This is a genomic window from Marisediminitalea lipolytica (assembly GCF_001758465.1).
Lineage (GTDB): Bacteria > Pseudomonadota > Gammaproteobacteria > Enterobacterales > Alteromonadaceae > Alteromonas > Alteromonas lipolytica.
In genome coordinates this window covers 40082-61432 of sequence record NZ_MJIC01000010.1, presented here as the reverse complement: position 1 = coordinate 61432, position 21351 = coordinate 40082, and the positions used below count along the sequence as shown (strand labels likewise).

17 protein-coding genes are annotated in these 21351 nt (G+C 49.5%); all 17 read right to left on the bottom strand.

Features of this window, described 5'->3' with window-relative positions; genetic code table 11:
* Nucleotides 1–10: 10 nt before the first annotated feature.
* The 17 genes from BFC17_RS05700 to fliS all read right to left on the bottom strand — a co-directional run bounded on the left by BFC17_RS05700 (nucleotide 11) and on the right by fliS (nucleotide 21333).
* Complete coding sequence (locus BFC17_RS05700; RefSeq protein WP_070175508.1) at nucleotides 11–2245, bottom strand: class I SAM-dependent methyltransferase; 2235 nt, start codon at nucleotides 2243–2245, stop codon at nucleotides 11–13.
* Between the two features lie 35 nt (nucleotides 2246–2280).
* Nucleotides 2281–4605 carry an HAD family hydrolase gene (locus tag BFC17_RS05695; RefSeq protein ID WP_070175507.1) on the bottom strand — a complete coding sequence of 775 codons (2325 nt, stop codon included), beginning with the start codon at nucleotides 4603–4605 and terminating at the stop codon, nucleotides 2281–2283.
* Nucleotides 4602–6503 (bottom strand): sulfatase-like hydrolase/transferase, encoded by a 1902-nt coding sequence (locus BFC17_RS05690; RefSeq protein ID WP_070175506.1) that lies wholly within the window; start codon nucleotides 6501–6503, stop codon nucleotides 4602–4604. The genes BFC17_RS05695 and BFC17_RS05690 overlap by 4 nt, the downstream gene beginning before the upstream one ends.
* A 5-nt stretch (nucleotides 6504–6508) precedes the next feature.
* On the bottom strand, nucleotides 6509–7720 hold the full coding sequence (locus tag BFC17_RS05685) for an acyl-CoA reductase (RefSeq protein WP_070175505.1): 1212 nt from the start codon (nucleotides 7718–7720) through the stop codon (nucleotides 6509–6511).
* Nucleotides 7721–7732: 12 nt separating this feature from the next.
* Nucleotides 7733–8839, bottom strand: coding sequence for a LuxE/PaaK family acyltransferase (locus tag BFC17_RS05680; RefSeq protein WP_229680892.1), 1107 nt, complete (start codon nucleotides 8837–8839; stop codon nucleotides 7733–7735).
* A gap of 48 nt (nucleotides 8840–8887) precedes the next feature.
* Nucleotides 8888–12388 carry a motility associated factor glycosyltransferase family protein gene (locus BFC17_RS05675; RefSeq protein ID WP_070175504.1) on the bottom strand — a complete coding sequence of 1167 codons (3501 nt, stop codon included), beginning with the start codon at nucleotides 12386–12388 and terminating at the stop codon, nucleotides 8888–8890.
* Entirely contained in the window at nucleotides 12382–13755 is a 1374-nt protein-coding gene (locus BFC17_RS05670) for an AMP-binding protein (protein ID WP_070175503.1), read from the bottom strand. The genes BFC17_RS05675 and BFC17_RS05670 overlap by 7 nt, the downstream gene beginning before the upstream one ends.
* Nucleotides 13752–14519: an SDR family NAD(P)-dependent oxidoreductase gene (locus BFC17_RS05665; RefSeq protein ID WP_083271609.1), complete on the bottom strand. Its 768-nt coding sequence runs from the start codon at nucleotides 14517–14519 to the stop codon at nucleotides 13752–13754. The genes BFC17_RS05670 and BFC17_RS05665 overlap by 4 nt, the downstream gene beginning before the upstream one ends.
* Nucleotides 14500–14742 carry an acyl carrier protein gene (locus BFC17_RS05660; RefSeq protein ID WP_070175501.1) on the bottom strand — a complete coding sequence of 81 codons (243 nt, stop codon included), beginning with the start codon at nucleotides 14740–14742 and terminating at the stop codon, nucleotides 14500–14502. The genes BFC17_RS05665 and BFC17_RS05660 overlap by 20 nt, the downstream gene beginning before the upstream one ends.
* A 7-nt stretch (nucleotides 14743–14749) precedes the next feature.
* Nucleotides 14750–15334 (bottom strand): GNAT family N-acetyltransferase, encoded by a 585-nt coding sequence (locus tag BFC17_RS05655; protein ID WP_070175500.1) that lies wholly within the window; start codon nucleotides 15332–15334, stop codon nucleotides 14750–14752.
* The gene (gene pseG, locus BFC17_RS05650) at nucleotides 15328–16377 is read right to left on the bottom strand and encodes a UDP-2,4-diacetamido-2,4,6-trideoxy-beta-L-altropyranose hydrolase (RefSeq protein ID WP_070175499.1); all 1050 of its coding nucleotides are present in this window, start codon (nucleotides 16375–16377) and stop codon (nucleotides 15328–15330) included. Before pseG ends, BFC17_RS05655 begins: the two co-directional genes overlap by 7 nt.
* On the bottom strand, nucleotides 16374–17453 hold the full coding sequence (pseI, locus tag BFC17_RS05645; RefSeq protein WP_070175498.1) for a pseudaminic acid synthase: 1080 nt from the start codon (nucleotides 17451–17453) through the stop codon (nucleotides 16374–16376). The genes pseG and pseI overlap by 4 nt, the downstream gene beginning before the upstream one ends.
* Complete coding sequence (pseF, locus tag BFC17_RS05640) at nucleotides 17446–18147, bottom strand: pseudaminic acid cytidylyltransferase (RefSeq protein WP_070175497.1); 702 nt, start codon at nucleotides 18145–18147, stop codon at nucleotides 17446–17448. The genes pseI and pseF overlap by 8 nt, the downstream gene beginning before the upstream one ends.
* Nucleotides 18144–19289: a UDP-4-amino-4,6-dideoxy-N-acetyl-beta-L-altrosamine transaminase gene (gene pseC / locus BFC17_RS05635; RefSeq protein WP_070175496.1), complete on the bottom strand. Its 1146-nt coding sequence runs from the start codon at nucleotides 19287–19289 to the stop codon at nucleotides 18144–18146. The genes pseF and pseC overlap by 4 nt, the downstream gene beginning before the upstream one ends.
* Nucleotides 19286–20290, bottom strand: coding sequence for a UDP-N-acetylglucosamine 4,6-dehydratase (inverting) (pseB, locus tag BFC17_RS05630; RefSeq protein ID WP_070175495.1), 1005 nt, complete (start codon nucleotides 20288–20290; stop codon nucleotides 19286–19288). Before pseB ends, pseC begins: the two co-directional genes overlap by 4 nt.
* A gap of 300 nt (nucleotides 20291–20590) precedes the next feature.
* Complete coding sequence (locus tag BFC17_RS05625) at nucleotides 20591–20908, bottom strand: hypothetical protein (RefSeq protein WP_070175494.1); 318 nt, start codon at nucleotides 20906–20908, stop codon at nucleotides 20591–20593.
* Nucleotides 20905–21333, bottom strand: a complete 429-nt coding sequence (fliS, locus tag BFC17_RS05620; protein ID WP_070175493.1) for a flagellar export chaperone FliS — start codon at nucleotides 21331–21333, stop codon at nucleotides 20905–20907. The genes BFC17_RS05625 and fliS overlap by 4 nt, the downstream gene beginning before the upstream one ends.
* Between the last annotated feature and the right edge of the window lie 18 nt (nucleotides 21334–21351).

The window sequence follows — 21351 nt, the reverse complement described above, 5'->3', positions numbered from 1 at the left end:
ATCAAGATAATCAGGCCAGATAAACACACTGGATACCCTGCTCTTCCAGTGGCTTAGCCAGCACACCGGAGGAACCCACTGAAGTCAGGATCACAGTATCTCTCTGAGCAATCGGCGTATCAGCAATCGTATATACCGGGATATTGCTAAGCGTTTGCCCGGTGCGAGCCTGAGAATCGATAAACGCAGCCACACTGACACCTTTTTTGCTCAGCGCAGAATAAACCTGCGTAGCGACCACACCGGTTCCCCAGATATATACAGTTCCCGGCGCTTCGAGCTGACTGAGCTTGCTGACGAGCTTGTTAACGTATGACTGGGCTATCAGTTGCATATCTGCCTGAAAAGTTAAATCGCCTGATTTGCGGTATTTCTCCACCAGATTAAATAAGCCAAAGCGCTTGTTATGTTCCCACTCGCCGCACTGTCGAAGTAGTTTGCCAGCCGGTTTTTCACTGCGCAGGGCTATCATCAGCTTATTGACCAGGGCACCGGCGTCATACAGGTCGGCCATTTCATTCCATAAAAATTCGGCAATCTCATCTTGCTGATTTTCAACACAGTGCTGAAACACCTGGGTTGAGGTGAAAATACGCTGCTTTGCAGCCTGCAAATGGTCCAGGGCTTGCTGCCGTGAATCGTTGCACAAGGCGAGTTTAGCCAGTTGATACTCCGCCTCAATGGCTTTGATATTGAGTACCGGACAAAACAGATTGCAGTCGCTTTTAAGCACTAATCCAAAATACTGTATGGCTTTGTCGCTGTTACCGGCTTCCAGATGTTTAACCGCGGTCAGGTAGGCCAGCGATACAAACCAGCGCAAGCTGAATGGCGTTGTTACCTCACCCTGGCCTGCAAGTGCCTGTTCAGACGCAGCAAACCAGCTTTGCCATTCGCTCATCTCGTTCGCTAAGCCATATCCCTGCAAGGTAAGCAGCATGGAAGTATCGCCATTGCTTTGGTTCAGCAATTTTTGAACATATTGCTGTCTGACCCCGGCATCTTCGATTCGCTGCCCTACCTGCACTAACTGGCGGTGTAACCAGGGATTTTGATAGCCCCTGGCAAAATCAACATACGCGGGCAGATTCGATTGCGGATACTGGGGATTGGTATAAGGCTGTTGTTGTTGGGTCTGCCACAGCGGATGAGTTAAGTCCGGTGTAGCAATAACCACTAACCACTCGGTTTCCGTTTCCGGCGCATCCAGTGAGGCTTTTTCAAAACGGCGCGGAGACTGGGGCAGTTTAAACCCGCCCGGCGCGGTTTGATGATAACGGCCTTCTAAAATAAACCCGTATTGGGCAAATAGATCGGCAAACTTACGCCAGTCAAACTCATGAAAATGGTAGGGGTTCGGGTCTTTGCCGGTTTCATCCACCCACATATACGGCACGCTGGCAATCACCCTGCCGTCTGGTTTTAAGCTTTTCAGACACAGTTTAAAAAAGGAGTGGTAATCCACTACGTGCTCGATGGTTTCAAACGACGTAATTAAATCAAAGGGTGCAAAACTTGTCTGGGCATATTCATCGATGTCCAGGGTCTGATACCCCAGTTTTTCATGGCCATAAACCTGATTAGCGTAGCTGACACTTTCTGCACAAATATCTACCGCGGTAACCTGTTTTACCTGCTCGTTTAACGACATCAGGTAACTGCCATAGCCGAGCCCACAGGCACAGTCGAGCAAACGGTCGCCCGGACGAATAAACTGCTGGGCAAAAGCATAACGAAATACATGGGCATCGGAACGACTGGAAAACTCGCGCAACATATCCATGTGCAAGTCACGTTCGGCCAGCAAATTATTCAGTGTGCACAGCGGGTGCCCGGTTTGCTTGATACGGCGAAACGTCGTGGTAACAAAAGCCCGGTTATCCGTTAGTGGGGCATACTCACGCTTTAACCATTCCCGCGCGTCAAGATGAAAACCTGCCTGGTAAAAGCGATTTTCGATGTGTTGCTGGCTGGCATTACCGGCGGCAGTTTTCACTGCGGTGACATAGCAGTCCTGGTCACTGACGGTATGGTTGCCGATATAGTTAAACGCTTTATCCAGCTCATCATCGAAACAAATAATATGACAAGCACCGCTATAATCTGATGCCGCTTCAGCAACCTCTAACATGGTCGCGGGTAAAGTCCCGATCAGCCGGTCTGAAGACTGCGGGGTTAATACAATAAACCGCAATCGATCGGTGTAAGGTGCCTCGGGAATGCCGCTATGGGTGATCTGGTTCATTTTATTGTCTTGCTCCACATGCTTTGTGCGCCCTTTTACAAACTCAGTATGTCAATGGCACCCTTGGATTGCCCCTGAGATTGCAGTTGTGATTGCTCGTAGATATTGCGGGCAATTTCATCTTTAAATGCAAAGGAGGAAATCAGGATTTTGTCACAGCCGTTTTGCAGCGCAGACTGTAAGGACTGCACCTCAAAACCAGCAACCTGATAAGGCCCGGAAATTTCGGCTTTTCGGTCAATGACCTGCTCAATATGTAAATTATGTTTTTGCAGGTGCGGCAGGAGCTTTTCAAAAAACAGCCCGGCTCCATATACGGCAAAGCGTTGCCACTGCTGCGCTAACACCCGTTCCATCAGATTAAGTACGTCGGCGTCGGTATCCATGGATAACAGGCCATTCTGGCGACTTAAATATTTATCATCCAGTAAGGTGATGACGGCCTGCGGCCAGTGTATTTTACCCACTTTGATTTTGGGGTACTGGCAGAAGGCCTGATAAAATTCAGCTACCGGCCAGTGGCTGACTTCATCGCCCTGGGCCTGGGTAATGATGGGGTAAGCATCATTAGAACCAAAGTTATCCTGGTGCAGAATATGGGTAAATAACAGCGCTTCTGTGCGAGTAGGTAACTGTATATACCGGTAAAGCAATGGCAGCACGTCCTGCACATCAATCGCCGCTAACTGATACTGATGATGCACCTCGAAATAACATTTAAGCCCGGCGAGGAAATCCTGCACATACGCTGAGTTTTCCGGCAGGCTACTGGCTTGCTCTGGCGTGGCCATTTCATCGTCGCTGTAGCCGGTAACCGTGCCACAGTCGCCCACTAAAAAAGGCTCGATACATTCCGGCGAACGGGATAGTAACTGGCGTAAATTACGCGAGTCTGAATGGGCACTGACAAAACTGCTGTAATGGGTTTTATCGGCGTAACGATAAATACGTTCAGACGAATAAAACAGTAAGTTAGCCTTACTGCTGGTTTGCATTATGGCTTCAATCTGGTGAGGGATCGTACCGCCATTACCCAAATCTACCGTCACACATTCATCCAGCCCCATCTTAATATGGGTTTGATAATATCGGGTAAAGCGAGCCCGCTGCTCGCCGATGTAGTCCTGCACCACAGACTTGTTGCTCCGGGCGTTGCTGGTGAGCAGTTTTAACAGGTTTTCGCCCTGTTCAAACAAACCATCGGTATCACGAATAGCCACCCCGGCATAGCGGGTTAATAACCCATCGGCAGATAGCCTGAAATCCCGGTAGAAGTCGGCCACGGTATAGCCGCGCCGCTGTACCAGAACATAAATCAAATCTTCAAACCAATCCGGCTGTGATACGTCGATGCCAGGCCAAAAGGTAGACTTACGCGACGCATACAGCTTTTCCACCCGAACACTGTGGATATCCCGCTGGGCAAGCCGCCATTCGATAATTGGCGCAAATACTTCCGCTTCGCGCATCAAACACAATATGCCCCTGCTTTGGGTTTTAAGTGCCTGGCCAATAACCCAGTCGGCAAAAGCAAACAGAATCGGCCCCCACACAAAACTACCAATATCAAAGGCAGCACTGCGGTTGTGGTGATAATGGGCGGTTGAAATTAACCGTGCCGCGTTAAAATGCTGATCGCTGGTAAACAGTGTAATTTCTTGTTTAACAATATCAGCTTCGTTTAATGCACCCCGCAACAAAGCACAATGAATTCCGGCTTTGTCAGCCATTTCGCCATCAGACACCGGATGGTCGCCAATATGCAGCCAGTGCCTAGGATTTATTTGCTCAACGCGCTGAACATGCTGGTACAGTTTGCCCGTGGCTTTGTTGCACTGTAACTCACAAGAAACGTACAGGGGCAGTTGTTGCAGCGTTTCGCTGGCCGCAAAAAAACAACGCCGGATGTGCTCTGCGCTTAAATACATATCTGAGATAAGCACCACTTTTACGCCGTTATTCACCAAGGTGGCAATAAGCTGACAAATGGCCTGATTCAGAAAACCACAGGCTGATTCGGCAGCTAACTCGGCATCCAGTAGCGACCGTTTTATATCGGCATTAAAAGGCAGTGCACTAATGATGTCATTAAGCCCCACTTCGCCACTTACTGCCCCACGCTTTACACGCATCTCGGTACTTTGGCGCAGCTCGCGGTATTCTGCCGCCGTCATTGCCAGTGGATACTGATGTTGGATTTGTTCAAAGGCCAGCGCAAACACATCAACCGGCCTCGCCGTTTTGCGATGCACCAGCGTGTCGAAGATATCAAACGACACCATCTGTATATTCTGCCGCTCGACGCTGTCCAGGATATTTTGGGTAAACGGCGTTAGCACCGAATCGGTCGTGTTATTCATGATACCAACACTCCCCTTTCACTGAGCATTTTATGTAACAGTGATTTAGCATAGGACTGCTCTTTGGCGCTCAGCGGACGGCGCACTTGTTCACTGGACAATAAACTCACCTGATTAAATAACCTGTCCATCCACAACAACTCGCCATTATTGATAAACCCAAAATTAGCCGGGCTGTTGCCTTTAAGCGTGGCGGAGTGGGCAAAGTAGGCAAAGTCACGTTGTTCGCAACCCAGCGGGCTACCCAGCGACGGGTAATCAAACTCAATGCCGAGCAGGTCGAAAAAGGTGGGAAACAAATCAAAATGACAGGAATGTTCAAGTTGTCGCTGATTCAGTTTTGGGTGGCATAGCATAAAGGGCACGGTAATCTGCGGTAAAATCACCGAATTGCTGTGAAAACTGTAGCCAAACTCACCAAAGGACTCGCCGTGATCGCCGGTAAACACCACGATGGTATTGGATAAATCCACTTTTTTACCCAACCTGAGTAAAAACTCATCGAGGATAAAATCAACTTCTTCTACTGCATTCATGTATTTGGCTTTCTGACTGTTACCGCTATGCCGGTTAAAACGCTGCTCATCCACCACTTCATAGGGCATATGGGTTTGGTCGTTAATCACATGCAGGAAAAACGGGCCGTCTGCTACTTCTTCGGCAATCACATCCACCATATTCCATAACCGGTAGTCGGCTTTTAATCCTTTGGCCGGGATATCCCGGGTTCCCCACACTCGGTCAAAACCGATCCGGGCTAACAGGCGCTCGTAGTCATACAAGTGTGTATCGGCACTGTCTAAAAACAGGGTTTTATAGCCGTTGGCCCGCAAATGGGCAATGTGTTTCGGCTCTTTGCCGGGAAATAATGAGTCGCTTTTGTTATACGGATTATTGGAGTAATGCCCGGTATACATCTGATTGGTCGACACCGTGGTATTCGGGCACAGGCTGAAATGTTGTTGTGACAGCCAGACTCCCTGTTGCATTTGCAGTCGCTGCGCCAGGCGTGAGTGCGCGCCATTTTCGCTGTAAGGGTTGATATAACACCCCAGGGATTCCATCGTAACCAGAATGATGTTGGCATTTTTACAGTGGCCAAAGAACGGGCTTTTTTGTTTTGCCGCCGTAGCCGGACTGATAAATGGACGGTGTTCTTCACGCGGAGAAAAAGCAGAGGCGGCCTCAAAGGAGTCGTCCACTAAAATGTTGGCCAGCAAGGTCGGCGCAGTCAGAAATTCATGCTGGGAAATAAATAGTGTACGTAAAATCGCCAGCATCATAATCACACCAACCATTACGCCAAATATCAGGCTCGTTACTAATGCCCCGTCGGCCGGCATGCCCAAAGGCTGTGTGATTGCCCATGCCGCGACGATGGCGAACACCACCACCTGCGTCTTACTGGCAGTAATATGCCAGCGGCACACCGCGGCCAGTAAAGCACAGGCGATAATGGCTTGCACCGGCAAAAAGGATGAATAGAGCAACAGATATAAGCTCGTTAACCATACCAGCGGAATGAGTGCCGCTACCGGAAAACGATGAAATAAGGCCAGCAGATGCGGTAGCCCTTTGCTTAACCCTTTACTACCGGTAAAAAACCAGGCGATGGTCTGACGATTAATTTCAATTCGGTATTGTACAAACAGGATGGCATCAAGCCACACCAGTATGCCGTATACGCTGAGCCCCCCGAATATGGCAGCGGTTACCACAGACGACGCCAGCCATTGTGCCGCCAATACCAACGCAGCCGGCAGCAGCAGAATAATCAGATCGTCCAGATTAATGCGTTTGGATAATGCGCCGCGCTGACTGCGCACCGACTTTACACAGTGCACCAGAAGTATACTGATAATCAGTGTGATACAGGCATTGGCAAAATTGTGCAGCATTATCGTTAATCCAAATGTACATAACGGGTCAGGTCGGTAAACAAACGGTATCCATCCCAGTCAGGTGCAAAGGTCAGCGCCTTACCTATCGAAACACACCTGTCGACCCCTTGTATCGACGGATCGGCCAGTAACTTTAATAATGCCCCCTGCTCCACGCCCCAGTAGGTCAGGGTTTGTACTTTGGCTGGCAGTTCATTTTGTAATGCTGCGAGGTTATTAATCGACTTAACATAAAACAAGCCATCGCCATTGTGCTGCGCCAACAAGGCATCATTCAGGGTATGTACGGGCAACAGGCAGACCCGCTTATTACATAATGGCGCATCGGCTTTGCCCTGCATTTGTAATAACTGTGCGGTAATCAGGTGCTCATTGGCCCGGGACTGTCCCACCAGTCGTTCCGGCGCAGAATCCTGCTGCTCCGCCTGGCTGTTTAACAGCGCTGCAAATTGCCTGAGCGAATCATCGTCGCCTAACCAGAAAATTACCCGCGGAGACGAACACGCCAGCTGATGATGGGCTTTGCTATCCTGCCAGAGTAAGGCGGCGGCTTTTTCCAGTTGTGCCGATTCTGACTCAGCCCCGGGGTCGATTACCGTTGCTGAATAACGATCTGCAAAGCTGATATCACGACAACGGGGTTTAGCGGCAAACTCACGAATACGCTGAACACTCTCATCCCCTCCCCATAACATCCGGGCATCGGCCAACGCGGCAAGCTCAGCATTAAGTGGCGAGGTTTTATCAAAATACAGCAGCATATTTCGCTCAGCGACAGCATGAAACGCCGGTTCTGCAAACAAGGCTTCAACGGTGGTCAGCAGCAAACGCTTAGCTTCACTCTGGCCGCTGCCAAGGCGCACGATATTATTGTTGCCAGCCAGTAATGCGCAGATCCAGCTGTACATAAACATGCTGTCGACGTTATTTGGTGTGTAATGCACTACACACCCTACCGGTTTGATAAGCACGTTGGCATTATGCGGGCGAAGCTGATTCAGCCACTGGTTCACCTGCGCATCGCGCAGCCAGAATCCCAGGGCAATGATGTCAGGATAGGGTTTCATTTGCGGTGATTTTAACAACCGGGCTGACAAGGCCTGTAAAAACGCGATGACCACATCGCTGCCAACGCCCAACAAAGACGCATTACTCACGTCCTGTGGCGTTTTTGCTGCGGACAGTTGGTACTGAATACCGGTAGACTGATTCACGCTACATCTCTTTTATACCGCGGCAGCAGCGGTGTCGCTGCAGCCTCGAAGTTCAACTTTGGGCAAACGCCCCTGTACCGTAAAGTATTTACCTTTACGCCCGCACTCGCAGTCGTCGACACCATGCACGGTGCCTAAATCTTCGGTTAACAGGCTAAATCCCGGATACGAAAACGGTAACGCGGACAATACCTGAATCAATCCTTGTTCACCTGTCGGCTGTTCGCTCAAATCAAAACAATTACGCATAATCACATCAGCCGTAGCCGGCGCATGTAAGTAGCCGTGACTACACTCCATAAATACGGTACCGACCTGCTCGGCCATGCCATAAAAATTAGTGACCTGCTGAATACCGGTTGATGCTTCAACCCCTTGCTTAAACGTTGCATTGTCAACGCTTTCAGACTGTAATTTCTTCCAGCCACCGCTGTGAAACAGATGTCCTTGTGGCAAATTTATGCTTCGACCCTGTTGCTGCAGAGCTTTTACAAAATACTGCCAGACCATAAAGGTAAAGCCAAAAATAAGGACTTTTTCATGCTGATGTTGAGCACAGAATGCGTCGATAGCGGCCCAGTTGGGGCTCATATCAGCGTTAAGCGCATAGGTGTGATTACGACCAAACATGGCCAGCCCCTGAATACCAGCGGAGCGCGCATTCAATGCAGCACCACTCATATGGCTGGCCTGACAGTCAATGATCAGCATGGGCAAACGTTGCTTACCTAAAAATTGCTGCAGAATTTTCACCAGGGTTTTGCTCTGCCAGCGGCTGGTAACGGCATCCAGATAAATGCGCGCCGGTATCTGGCCTGTGGTACCCGACGAGCTCAGGCATTTTAGCACCTCATCGTCAGCGACACTTTTTAAATCGAGCAATTTGAACAGGCGCACGGCCAGATAAGGTAACCCGGCCATGTTTTCTGTGGCCTTCAACGGCTGCGGGTAGAGCTGGCTATATTCGTTGCACTGCAATTGATGGTGCCGGTGCAGCGCCAGTAACAACGAACCGAGCTGTTGTTCTTTTTCGGCTTGCGGTAGTTCGTACACAGCCTGCCCGAGCAGCGCTTCAAGCTGCTCAGGATAGCTCATATTGTTGGCTGTTTCTTTCAGCAACGCTACATTTCCCCTGGTTTACTTTTTTTTGTATCGGCAGTGTTTTCGTCAGGTTTTATGAAACAGACGCTTAAGATTAAAAAATTCTTTCTGAGTTAATGTGTCGGCCAGCAAATGCTCTGCATTAAGCTTTTCCTGTACCCACTCACCGCGGCTGCCCAGTTTATCCACCAGCACCGGCTGTAGCGGATCTTTTGGAATGGCCAGATAACCCGGAAAGACGATAAAGCGGTCCCATTCAGGCAGCTTTTCAACTATTTCCTGCAACCACTGCAGCGCCACTTCACGGCCTCCTGAGACAAAACTGTAACGAGGGATAAACCACTGGGTATGCTCGGTGAGCAAATAGCATTTTTTCATCAGGATTTCGTACATTTCAAGGTTTAACACCGGTAAATGCCCAGCACAAATAAGCTCCTCGTCTGCGTCGAAATCTGGCAACGGCACTGTTTTGCTGTAAGACAGGCCGGAAACGTTTGCTGGTGACCAGTCGAGGTTATTATTTATCAGGGCAAAAATGCCCTTATGCCGGCCTGTTGAAGGCTCAAGCGAATCCAGATAAGCCGGGTTATCAGACAACACTAACGCCTGTGCCGGATCAACCACAGGCTGTTCATCCAGCGGAATTTCCCACCAGTTGGCATAGTTTAACGCCACGGCGGATGACTCTTCACCATAGTGTCGTTTTAAGGTGATCACCGGCGGGTTTTCTAATTTACGCAAATATTCTCGCTCTCTTAGCCCACCAAAGGATGAGGTAATATCGAAGCTGTAAAAATCGGCATTGATCTTGGCGCTAAACTGCTTAAACCGTTTCAGGAAAATCGCCAGAGCATCCTGCTGCGCTTCCTCGGAACTGTCCGACGCGATAACTTTAAGTAAAAAGGCATTGGCAAAATTAAGGGTGCCGTACAGATAGTAAAACAGTAACGAGCGGCCACCAGAATAAGACGTAAACAAAGCGGTTTTTAAATATTCAATCAACCACATAGCATCCTGTTCACCGTCGATAACCGCGCTTATCTTGTCGGTCATAGTAGCCAGCTCCTGCTTCATAACCGCATGCTCATAGCGCTCATTAAAGCGGGCCTGGTAATCATTATGCCCCACTTCAACAAAGGCCTTGTGGTTCAGCGTATGCAAGGCCGCCTGTTTGTTCTGTGCCGATGACAGGATAAGTACGTCATCGACTGGCAGTGGTTGGGTACCCATTATTTTAGCCCCGTCACTGGTGTTGTAGCAGTCGCCCTTGTAGGTACGGAGCAGGTCCTCAATAAACATCTTGGAGACCTTAAACTCATGTTTGGTACTGACCGAAGGTCGAAAATTTCCCGGCACAATCAGCGCGGTATTGTTCTTTTCCTCGTAGTCGTACAGCGGTACGCCTTTTTCGTCGTAATAACCCGACAGTTTTGAGTGGTGGTGGTTTTTATCAATAAAGCCCAGATCCACACCAAACAGATAAAGCTGATTAAAACCAAGAGTAGTAAACAGGTTAAGGGCAAAGTTACTCACGGTAGGAAAGGCAAACTTTAATACCGAGAAATTGTCTCTGCCCAACAGGTTTAAATTGGATACCGTCGACGACTCACCATCCTTAAAACAAATGAGCGTATTGCCATACAACTGGCAGGTATCCGGATGAATACCATTACAGGATATCAGGGTAATTTGTTTTAAGTAGTCAAAGTCACCAAGACGAACCGCCCAGTCAAAGGTAGAACGGTTTTGTTCTATCTCCGCATGAAAATCGGGCACGATGTTATGCCGGTGTAAAACCTGCAAAGAAGTACCACAGCTCACGACAATAGCCTGCTCGCGGTATTCTTTAATTATCTCGATAGAGTAATCCAGCGAGGGGCCGTTGCCGACAATAAATACCGGGCACTCTTGTTGTTCGGCCGACAAAAAGCGCTGGGGATTATTTAGCAAATGGGGATAATTACGGTTTATGCCTTCCACGGTATGGTTGATACCATAGTAGGCATGGTCAAAATATTCGCCCATGGAAATGACCACCTGCAACTGTTCACGCAGCTGGGCAATAGCACCGTTCAGTTCGGCATTGTAATACACCTGATAAAAATAGGTTTGCGCCAGGTTGTAAGGGCCAATGGCATAAAACTGATTTAACAGATCGCGGAATAAATGGGTGCCGTCGTCGCCAATATTAATATAAATGCGATAACCGGCTTCATCGACTTTGTGCAGAATGTCGTGCCAGTCAATGGCAAACAGTGAGGCGTAGAAAAAGTCTTTATTTGGCTCACACAAAAACAGCTTTTCAACCTGGTGTTGTTCAAGCAACGCTTCCAGCTGATAGCCAGCACCTAAGCCAAACATGATCAGCGATTTTATGGTATCCGGCAGTGCGCCATTGCGTTCACTGATGGAATGCAACAGGGTTTCGCTCTCCAGCACAAACTTATAGTGCAAATAGTGCCGTAGCTTGGTGCCATTATAGCCGAGTACCAGCCCATCACGGTTAGGATGCGAAGCATAAGCAGTATAAGCCGCGGCGGATTCCTCTTTGGCTGACTCACCATACCAGGTGTGCAGACTCTTATGATTAAGCAAATTAAAGTCGTCTTCGTCGACTTTCACGGTTAACCAGGTATCAGGCGTATAGTCTTTAAACTCGTTGTAGATGGCCGGAAAATAATGCTGGAAAGCGGCCAGGTTTTTGTTAAAACGCTGCTCGGAGCTTTGCGCAAGTTCGGCATTATTTAAATCGACTGCGTCCAACCATAATGGTTCGAAATTATTACGCTTGTATTCCGTTTGTAGCTTGAGCCCTTTGTGCTTAATCTCGGGCCAGGGGCGTTCACGTAAATCTTGCGCGATGGCGTTAAATATCGGACTGTTGTAATGCTGATAAACATAAAAACGGTCAAACTCGAAATGGTCTTTAAGTTCTGCCATATCGTCAACAATGTCACGGCCATCCTTGTGCAACTGAATAAACAGCGCTGTGCCTTTCTGACTGGCCAGGGCAAAGATCTCTTTCCAGTGCCCCACCATAGTCGAACAGGAAAAATACTGTGCTTCCGGTTCATAAATAACCAGGTTTTTAATCGTCCGGGCCGCCAGCAGTTGCTTGATGTGTTCGCCTAATCCAACCCCAAGCACAACCACAACCTGCACTTCATCGGGCAGCGGTGGATAGTGCAGCAAACGCTGATAGGCTTCAACATCCGGACCACTTACCACTGGTTTGGTGGTTGCCGGTGTTTCACTGTCGAGTATTACCTGGGGGCTGTGGGCAAGAAAATGGGCCACCTGACTGGTCACCTCCTGCAGCGGATCAAAGCCGTACATCACACGCCCCTGACCATAATCCACAATATTTGGCTGGCCGTTCTTATTACAGAAAATCGAAATATTCTGACTGACTGAGGTTCTGACAAATGGCACCAGATTGGGGATGTTTCGTTGGAATGCCTGAATATTTTCTTTTAAACGCAATTGCAGCGTGTGCGCCAGATCAGCTTCCAGTTCCGACTGAACGACTTCGTCTTCGTCGATATGTAGTTTGATATTTTTTAACATGCTTTCTCAACCACGAGTTGCTGCAAAGATTGGTAATCTATTTTTCCATTAGCCAGTAATGGCCACTCTGCTACGCTGGCTAACCGAATATTCCGCTGTGGCAGTATTTGCTGACGCTGAATGCGCTGCTCAATATTGCGACCTTGTGATGTCAGCGTTACTAACACCAGTTTATCGTCTTCACCGACACAGCGTACTACGACATCCTTATCACTAAAATTTTGTTCCATGGCATCCAGGCTGACCCGTTCACCGGCGATTTTAATCATCCGCTTGGTTCGCCCGGTAATGGCATAATCCCCGTCTGCATCGCAACTGGCAATATCGCCGGTAGCCAGCCAGCTGTCAGGATTAAAGCGAGCAAGGTCACTGGCCTGCTCCACATAGCCAAGCATGACATTGTCCCCCCGGTAATACAGCTCCCCTTCGCCACGGTTATTGACATTCTCAAGCTTAAATTCGCCGCCGGGAATGGGCTGCCCAATCACACCGGGCTTGGCCAGCACTTTATCCGGCGCAAGGTACGCCATGCGCGCGGTGGCCTCGGTTTGTCCGTACATCACATAAAATGCTTTATCAGTTGCTCTGGCATATTCAGCCAGTTGGGTCACATGGGCAGAAGCGAGCTTCCCCCCTGCCTGGGTAAAATACCGTAACTCGGGCAGGTCCATTTTGGTAAAACGGAGTCTTAGCAGCATTTCATAAAAAGAGGGAACACCCGACAGTGAATGGATTGGCCTGGTCTTTACAATCTCCCAGAAACCTTTATCAAACACGCTGTGCGCAGTAAAACAGATACTCGCTCCTGCGCTCAGGTGGCTGTGCAGTACCGACAGACCGTAGGAATAACTTAACGGTAGTGTCGCCAGCGTAATATCGCTTTTTTCAATCGGCAAATAGCTAACAATAGAGGCACAATTAGCAGCCAGATTGTGTTTAGACAGCGCTACACATTTACCTGCACCGGTACTGCCTGATGTGGATAACAACAGGCTGCCCCTGGGATCCGTCGGCAAAGTTTCACTGTGCAATACAGTTAAAGTGCCATCGCCAATGACCACATTGGGCCGTAGCGAGCGGGCATAATGCTCCCGGACGGTTAGCGAACAGGCCGGATTGAGCAACAACACCACATAATCCAGACTCAGCGCGGTGAGATAATCCACCACACTGGTAATACTGTTATCAATTAGCATCATCACCACCGGACGCCTGACCGGCACAATTTGCTGCCAGTTTTGCGCACGGCGGGTTATCGCTTCCGTTAATGCGCGATAAGATAACGAGTCAGCGTCATCATAAAGCGCAATGCGCTCTGATGTTTGGTGCGCCCGGAAAAACGGAATCTCAATAGCAGCCTGATTCATGGGCAAAAAAGTCCGTCAACCGGCAACACATGCCCCGTGGTGTAACTGGCTCGCGGCGACAGTAAATACAGCACGGCCTGAGCCACTTCGCCAGCGGTTCCCGCTCGTTGCATTACTGTTCTTGCCAGAACTGCCTGCCTGCCCTGCTCTTCATAATGGCCGGTCAGCGGCGTGTCGATAAAGCCAGGGGCAACGGCGTTGACCCTGATACCCACTGGCGCAAGCTCCTTGGCCAGGGATTTGGTGGCCCCGGTCAGCGCCGCCTTGCTGGCCGCGTAGGCACTCATGCCTTTACTGCCCTGTTCGCTCACCTGCGAAACAAGGTTAACAATACTGCCACGTCGCAACCGGCTCATTAACCTGCTGGCCAGTTGCATATGCTGATAAGGTGCCAGAAAGTTCACATTAAGCTGCTGTTTAAGCTTATCCATGCTGGTAACCGACAGCGGTGATTCCAGCATCACACCGGCGTTATTTACCAAACCATACAGCGGTGGTGCCACACCGTCAGAAACCTGCCGTTGCAGCTGGCGAAATATCTCTTTAACCGCCTGTTCATCGGTAACATCGTAAACCAGCGGTTTTAAGGCCTTGCCCAGACGCGCTTGCAATGCGCTGAGCGCCTCTTTGTCACGCCCGCCGGCAAACACGGTGGCGCCCCGCTCAATGCAGGCGGCTACGATGGCCTGGCCAATTCCACCGGTAGCACCGGTAACCAGCACAGAGGCATTATGCAATAGGTCGTTATCCGAAGCTGACATCATACTTTTGCAAAATCAATTTTGCCTGGGCGACGGAGCTCATATCAATAATGTCATCGGTATCGAGCATGACATCAAAGACATTTTCGAGTTCTGCGATGAGGATCATATGCGCCGTCGAATCCCACTCCGGGATAGTGTTATAGGTGAGATCATCGGTAACGCTGGCAGCCGGGATCCCTAATGCATCACTAAAAGCTTGTTGTAATTGTTGCTGCGTATCCACCTTTACCTCATTTATTTTTTTTACGTGCCGGGCGAGCAAGAAACTGGCGGATGGGCGCTGTCGCCGCTTCATAAGCCGCCTGATTCAGCTCCAGTACGCACAGTTCGTTATCTTCCACAATTTTATAGCCCAGCTTAAGGTTGTAACTCATTGCATTGACATTACTCCGTTTAACTACCGCCCGAAAGACCTCGGTTGCCAACGAAGTAAAACAAAAATCATACATGGCCAGTGTTGGAGCGAAAGCCACAATATTACCCTGATAGCGCCGCTCACCAATATATAAACCGGGTTCAAGCACCCGGGACTCCGCCACAGACTTACCGTTTTCCAATGATTTAACATTGGTAGCACCAATCAACTGCTGACGAAAACTGATCACCCAGTGTAATTGCTTGGGATCCCGCTCGGTTTTTTTAAACCATGCCTGCTGTTGTTCTTCACTAATCTGTTCATCGGATAACATTTGCTGACGTATCTCTGCCTGATTACGCCAGTTACGCAGTTGCTCCTGATGCAACTGTGTCATGGGCAGCAGTTCAACCTGATACCCCGACAACGTGTAATGATTAACCGGCTCATCACTTAACATGAAGTTTCCATTGTTCGATTGCGCCAGGTGGCAATGGCCGCCATAAGCTGCCAGGCACCATCGCGAACGGCTACCGGCGCTGCCGATTCATACATAGTATTAAGTTGTTTATCATCATGCCACAGCGCCTTAACGCGGGCAGCCAATGCGTTTAACGCCACAACGTCGGTTGCCTCAAACACCTCACACCAACCCTGACTGGCAGCCTGATTACTGGCCTGACGCTGGTTTTCTGCCACCACCAACAACACCGAGGGTGTATGACAGGCGGCAAGCTCAAACTGGCTACCACCGGCAGCGGCTACCGCCAGACGGGAATTAACCCACAAATCCGCCATATCCTGGCAGTTATGGATATGCTGAATGGCACATTCTGAAGTCGCAATAAAGTCTGCTAACGCACTTAGCGACGCCCCATCAAATCCTGGCCCGGTTACTACCCGAAAAGGCGCTTCTGGTAACTCATGACAAAGTGCCTTTAGCAACGGCAAGGTTAATCCGGTCGGATCGCTGCCCCCAAGATTAACCGTTAAACTAAAGCGCTGCGCCAATGGTAGCGGGTTAGTGGCAACAAATTCCCGTCGCAACAGCCGAAAACCAGCCCCAAGACACAATAACGCCCCGGGGTTTGCCTGAGCATAGGCATCCCGCCAGGGTTCTCCCGCCGGATTGCAAATAATGTCGGCATACTGATAGCCTGGCTGGCGAATATCGTCCAGCAGTAAAAGCGGCGCATTGGCAACACTAATAGCTCGGATAAAAGCTTCGCTGAAGCCGTATCCATCGAGCACAATAAGCGCGGCCTCAGCCGAATCTGCCGTGTTCAGTAGCTGTTCGATTAAAGCATTTTCCCCTTCAACGGCCAGTTCCACGCGACCAGTCCAGTCATGGCGTTGCAGGATAAACTGCCGGGCAGCAGGGTTAACGATAAACACACTGTCAAGACCCTGCTCTTCTGCTGCCTGCGCCAACGCCTGGCAGCGCATAACATGACCAATACCGCTTTGCTGACCACCGCCAGTACAAAACACTAAGGTACTCATTGACCTACATGCTCCCAACTTAACGCTGTGCCCTTACGGATAAAGCCGGTCGCTTTTTTGTCTATCACAGCATCCCAGTGTTTGGGTGCCAAACCAAAAGCGGGCCTGACAATTTTTAAATTGTGGCGGCCCAGTGGCTCACCGGGTTGAATATCCTGACTGGCATAAATAGACCGGCGATATTGTTTAGCCTTATCTTCAGCTACAGAGCCACCATAACGCACCTGCCCCAGCGCTTGCCAGGCCCGTTCGCTTTCGGTTACCAGCGCAGCAAGTTCCTGGGGTTCAAGGGAAAATGCGGCATCTACGCCACCGCCATTACGGTCCAGCACAAAATGTTTTTCAATCACACTGGCACCCAGCGCCACAGAGGCTACGGCAGCACCAATACCGCCAGTATGATCGCTAAGCCCTACCTCACAGCCAAAGGCATCACGTAGATGCGGGATTGTCATCAAATTCGTATTCACCGGTTCGGCCGGATACGTACTGGTGCACTTGAGCAAAATAATCTCATCACAACCCGCCCGACGGGCAGTGTCTACTGCCAGTTCTATCTCGCTCAAACTCGCCATGCCCGTTGACATAATCAGCGGTTTACCTTTCGACGCGGCCTTTCGGATCAGCGGGATATCCGTCAGCTCGAAAGAGGCAATCTTAAAACAGGGCACATCCAGCTCGTCGAGGAAATCGACCGCCGCTTCATCGAAGGGAGAGCTGAATGCCAGCATTCCCAGCGACTTAGCATAATCAAAAAGTTCTGCATGCCATTCGTAGGGCGTGGCGGCTTTTTGATACAAACTGTAGAGACTGGCACCGTGCCAGAGACTATCGGTTTCTTCTATAACAAAACCTTTTTCGGTGACATCCAGGGTCATGCTATCGGCGGTGTAGGTTTGTAATTTAATCGCATGCGCGCCACTTTCTGCCGCCGCTTTCACCATTGCCCGGGCGGTTTGCAGCGACTGACTGTGGTTACCGCTCAGTTCAGCAATGACAAAAGGCTGTGTATGACGGCCTATAGCGCGGCCGCCAATCATGATCGTCGGCGCGGTCAATCCTGCCTGGTTAATCATCGCTACCTCCTTTTACATAAGCCAGATACATCAGCTCAGCTCTTGTCCAGTCTTCCTCGGTGTCGATATCCTGCACCAGATAACGAGGTAACACCACCGGTATACTGTGCGGCGCGAACATGGGTTGATGAGTGAGCCATGCATCGGTGCGTCCCCAGTAAAACTGACCCGCGTCGTGATAACACTCCTCAAGATCCTGTGACCGCTTGCCCATTTGACTGGCATCTACCGGCACCACCCCGTCACCGGCCAGACGAATTGCCCGCTGGATTGGAAAGTCAAAAGTGGTCACCGAGAACGCATAATGCATAGCTTCGGCCTGCTGCAAACGGGATAAGCCCTCGGTGATAAATTCACCGTTCAGGAATGGCGCGGTGGCATAAATACAACACACATAGTCAGGCGAACCAGAAGCACTGGTGTAAGTTTCAATAGCGTGACGGACCACAGGCGTGGTTCCCGTATAGTCATCGGCCAGCGACTCAGGACGTTCAATAACTAAGGTGGCGCCAGCAGCCGTTGCCACCCGGGCAATTTCAGCCGAATCCGTCGACACAATAATCTCATCAAACACACCGGCAGCCTTCGCGGCGGCAATTGAATAGGCAATTAGTGGTTTGCCTGCGAATGGGCGCACATTCTTGCCCTTGATCCGCTTACTGCCGCCACGGGCCGGGATCACTGCAATGTTCAAGATAATACCTCGCTTAACTGCTTTATAACCTCCATTTGGTTATCGGCAGTCAGGGCAGGAAATAAAGGTAATGTCAGCGCTCTGCGGTAATAGTGCTCGGCATGGGGATATTGCCCGGCTTTAAAACCCAGTTGCTGGTAATAAGGATGCAAATGGATTGGTATATAGTGCACGTTTACGCCAATACCCCGCTGACGTAAGGCATTGAAGACCTGCTTACGGTCGTGCTGGGTCAGCTCAATCATATACAGATGCCAGGCGCTGTTTTCATCCAAAACGGGCCGGATCAGTGGTAGTTCGCTAAGCGCATCATGGTAAACCTTTGCCAGAGCCAGACGCTGTGCAACAAAGTCGTCAAGGTGTTTTAACTGAGAACGCCCGAGGGCCGCATGCACGTCACTCAGTCGATAGTTAAAGCCGAGTTCAAACTGCGCATAAAACCATGGCTCATCCTGGTGTTCATCCCCCAACATAGCCGGATCGCGGGTGATACCGTGACTGGCGTAACATCGCAGCATTGCGGCTAAATCTTCATCATTGGTCAGTACAGCGCCGCCTTCGGCGCTGGTGATGGATTTCACCGGATGAAAGCTGAGCACGGTCATAGCGGAATATTTGCCAGCACCGACCTTATGCATTTGTGGATCCTTTGCCCCCAGGGCATGGGCTGCATCTTCAATAAGCAAGATACCAAAGGGTTCTGTTATTGCGGAGATAGCCGCCATATCGCAGCTACTTCCCGCAAAATGGACCACAATTATCGCCTTTGGGACTTTATTAGCGGCCGCCGCCAGATGCAGTTTATCCACCAGTGCAGAAGTGCAAATATTACGGGTGTGAGGATCGATATCGACAAAGTCGACCTCGGCACCACAGTAGCGTGCGCAGTTTGCCGACGCCGCGAAGGAATTAGGCACGGTCCAGACCACATCACCGGCTTTTACGCCAGCGGCCAGGCAGGCAATGTGTAATCCTGAAGTGCCGCTGTTACAGGCAACCGCGTAACCAGCACCAGTGTAGTCACACAAGGCCTTTTCAAAAGCTGGAACCTGTTGCCCCTGGGTTAAAAAGCCTTGCTCCAGCACCTCGGTTACGGCACTGACATCATCAGGGAATATCGTATGTTTGCCATACGGGATCATAGCGTGCTCTTGTCTAATTCCTGCAACTCATCAATCGACAAGAAGTGTGGATTGGTACCCGAATGGTACTCAAACTTGTCGCTGACCGGCACGCCCTTCTCCGCCAGTTTATTTACTTTGTAATTGATATTCTTATCAAAAAATACAATTGCAGGGGCGATAACATAGTGATCCTCAAATTCCAGGGTATGGTGCGCCATTTCTTCTGGCACCATCACTTCATGGAGTTTTTCGCCCGGCCGAATTCCCACCACATTATAATCAGGACGGCCACTCATCGCGGTAACCAAATCAGTAATCCGAATCGAGGGAATTTTAGGCACAAATATTTCACCGCCCTGCATACGTGAAAAATTCTTCACAACAAATTCGACGCCTTCATCAAGGGTGATCCAAAAGCGCGTCATTTCAGGGTGAGTCACGGGCAGTTCCTCGCACCCCTCGGCCAGTAACTTACGGAAAAAAGGCACCACGGAACCGCGGGAACCAACAACATTGCCATAGCGAACCACGGAAAAACGCGGGCCAGTTGCCCCGGAAATATTATTGGCAGCCACAAACAGCTTATCGGAAGCCAGCTTGGTTGCGCCATACAGGTTTACCGGATTGGCGGCCTTGTCGGTGGATAGCGCGATAACTCTGGAAACATCATTGGCCATCGCCGCATCAATCACATTTTGCGCGCCATTAATATTGGTCTTGATACACTCATTGGGATTATATTCTGCGGCTGGCACCTGTTTCAGCGCAGCAGCGTGCACCACATAATCGACATCCTTCATGGCGATTTTCAAGCGCTCGTTGTCACGCACATCACCAATAAAGTAACGCATACAGGGCGCGTTGAACTGCTGCTGCATTTCAAACTGTTTGAGTTCATCCCGGGAATAAATAATGACTTTCTTAGGCGCCGTATTGGTCAACAAATAACTGACAAAGCGTTTGCCAAATGACCCGGTACCACCGGTAATCAGGATTGTTTTATTATCAAATACTGTCATTGTATCCACCGCTTTGTAATCAGTTATTGTTTTGGCGTGCTGGCATTTTGTGTTGTTATTCGCCCTGCGCTTTAGCCGGAACCTGACAGGTGTCAAAAATTCGTCAATCAGGTTACTAATTGCCAGAAATTGAATTGTTTTTGCAACAACAGTGCCTAAAAATACAGCGACATCGTGCTAAGATTCGCTTAATTCTAAAATACTAAGCATAACAATTGGTTATAAATCGCTTGTTTGCAAATATAGTCATTCACGCCAAAAAAATCCATTTATTACTGCACGGCAAACTACAAGCGTTGCTTATTTGTACTTTTTAATGGCAGCCTGACTGCGAATAAAACGGCTTGCATCATCTTTCGCTGATTTCAGTAAATCCTGCGCTAATGCCGTTAATTTATCATTAACCACAAGTTCCTTTTCTGCAAATGCGCGGGCATCAGCTGGTGCCGCATCTTTTAAAAAGCGCTGCACAAACTCGTCGCGTTGACTGATTAACTGATAAAAGGACTCAAAGCCTGATGATTCCTCATCAGGCTGCTGCAAAAACTGAATTATTTGAGAATTGATGACGCTTAAAGCGTCGGGCGTGAGTTCGTGGTTGAGTTCGTCTAAGTTCACACAGCTTGGCGTTTTTGACGCTGAGCTTCATAAGCTTCCTGTTTGGCTTCTTCAGGGATCTGAACCCAAGCGTCTCGAATAGGTACTAATAGGTTAGTCACTTCATCAAGCATCTTCAAGTCATTCTTGATATGTGCTTCATTCAGACGCTCAATCATAAAGTCATACAACGCAAACAGGTTCTCGGCCGTTTCCCCGCCAATTTTTAAATCCAGCGTGTCGCGCAGATTAATTAAAATTGCGGTAACTCTGGAAATATACTGTGACTTCATTTCGAACTCACGTCGCTCCATAGCGCCCTTTGCGTAGGCTATACGGTCCAGCGCGCCTTGCATTAACATCAGGGTTAATTTATGCGGATCGGCATTAGCGATATCCTGCTTTAAATTACCTTTGCGATAAGCATTGATTCCGGAAAGTGCCATGAAAATTCCTCGTTTAAC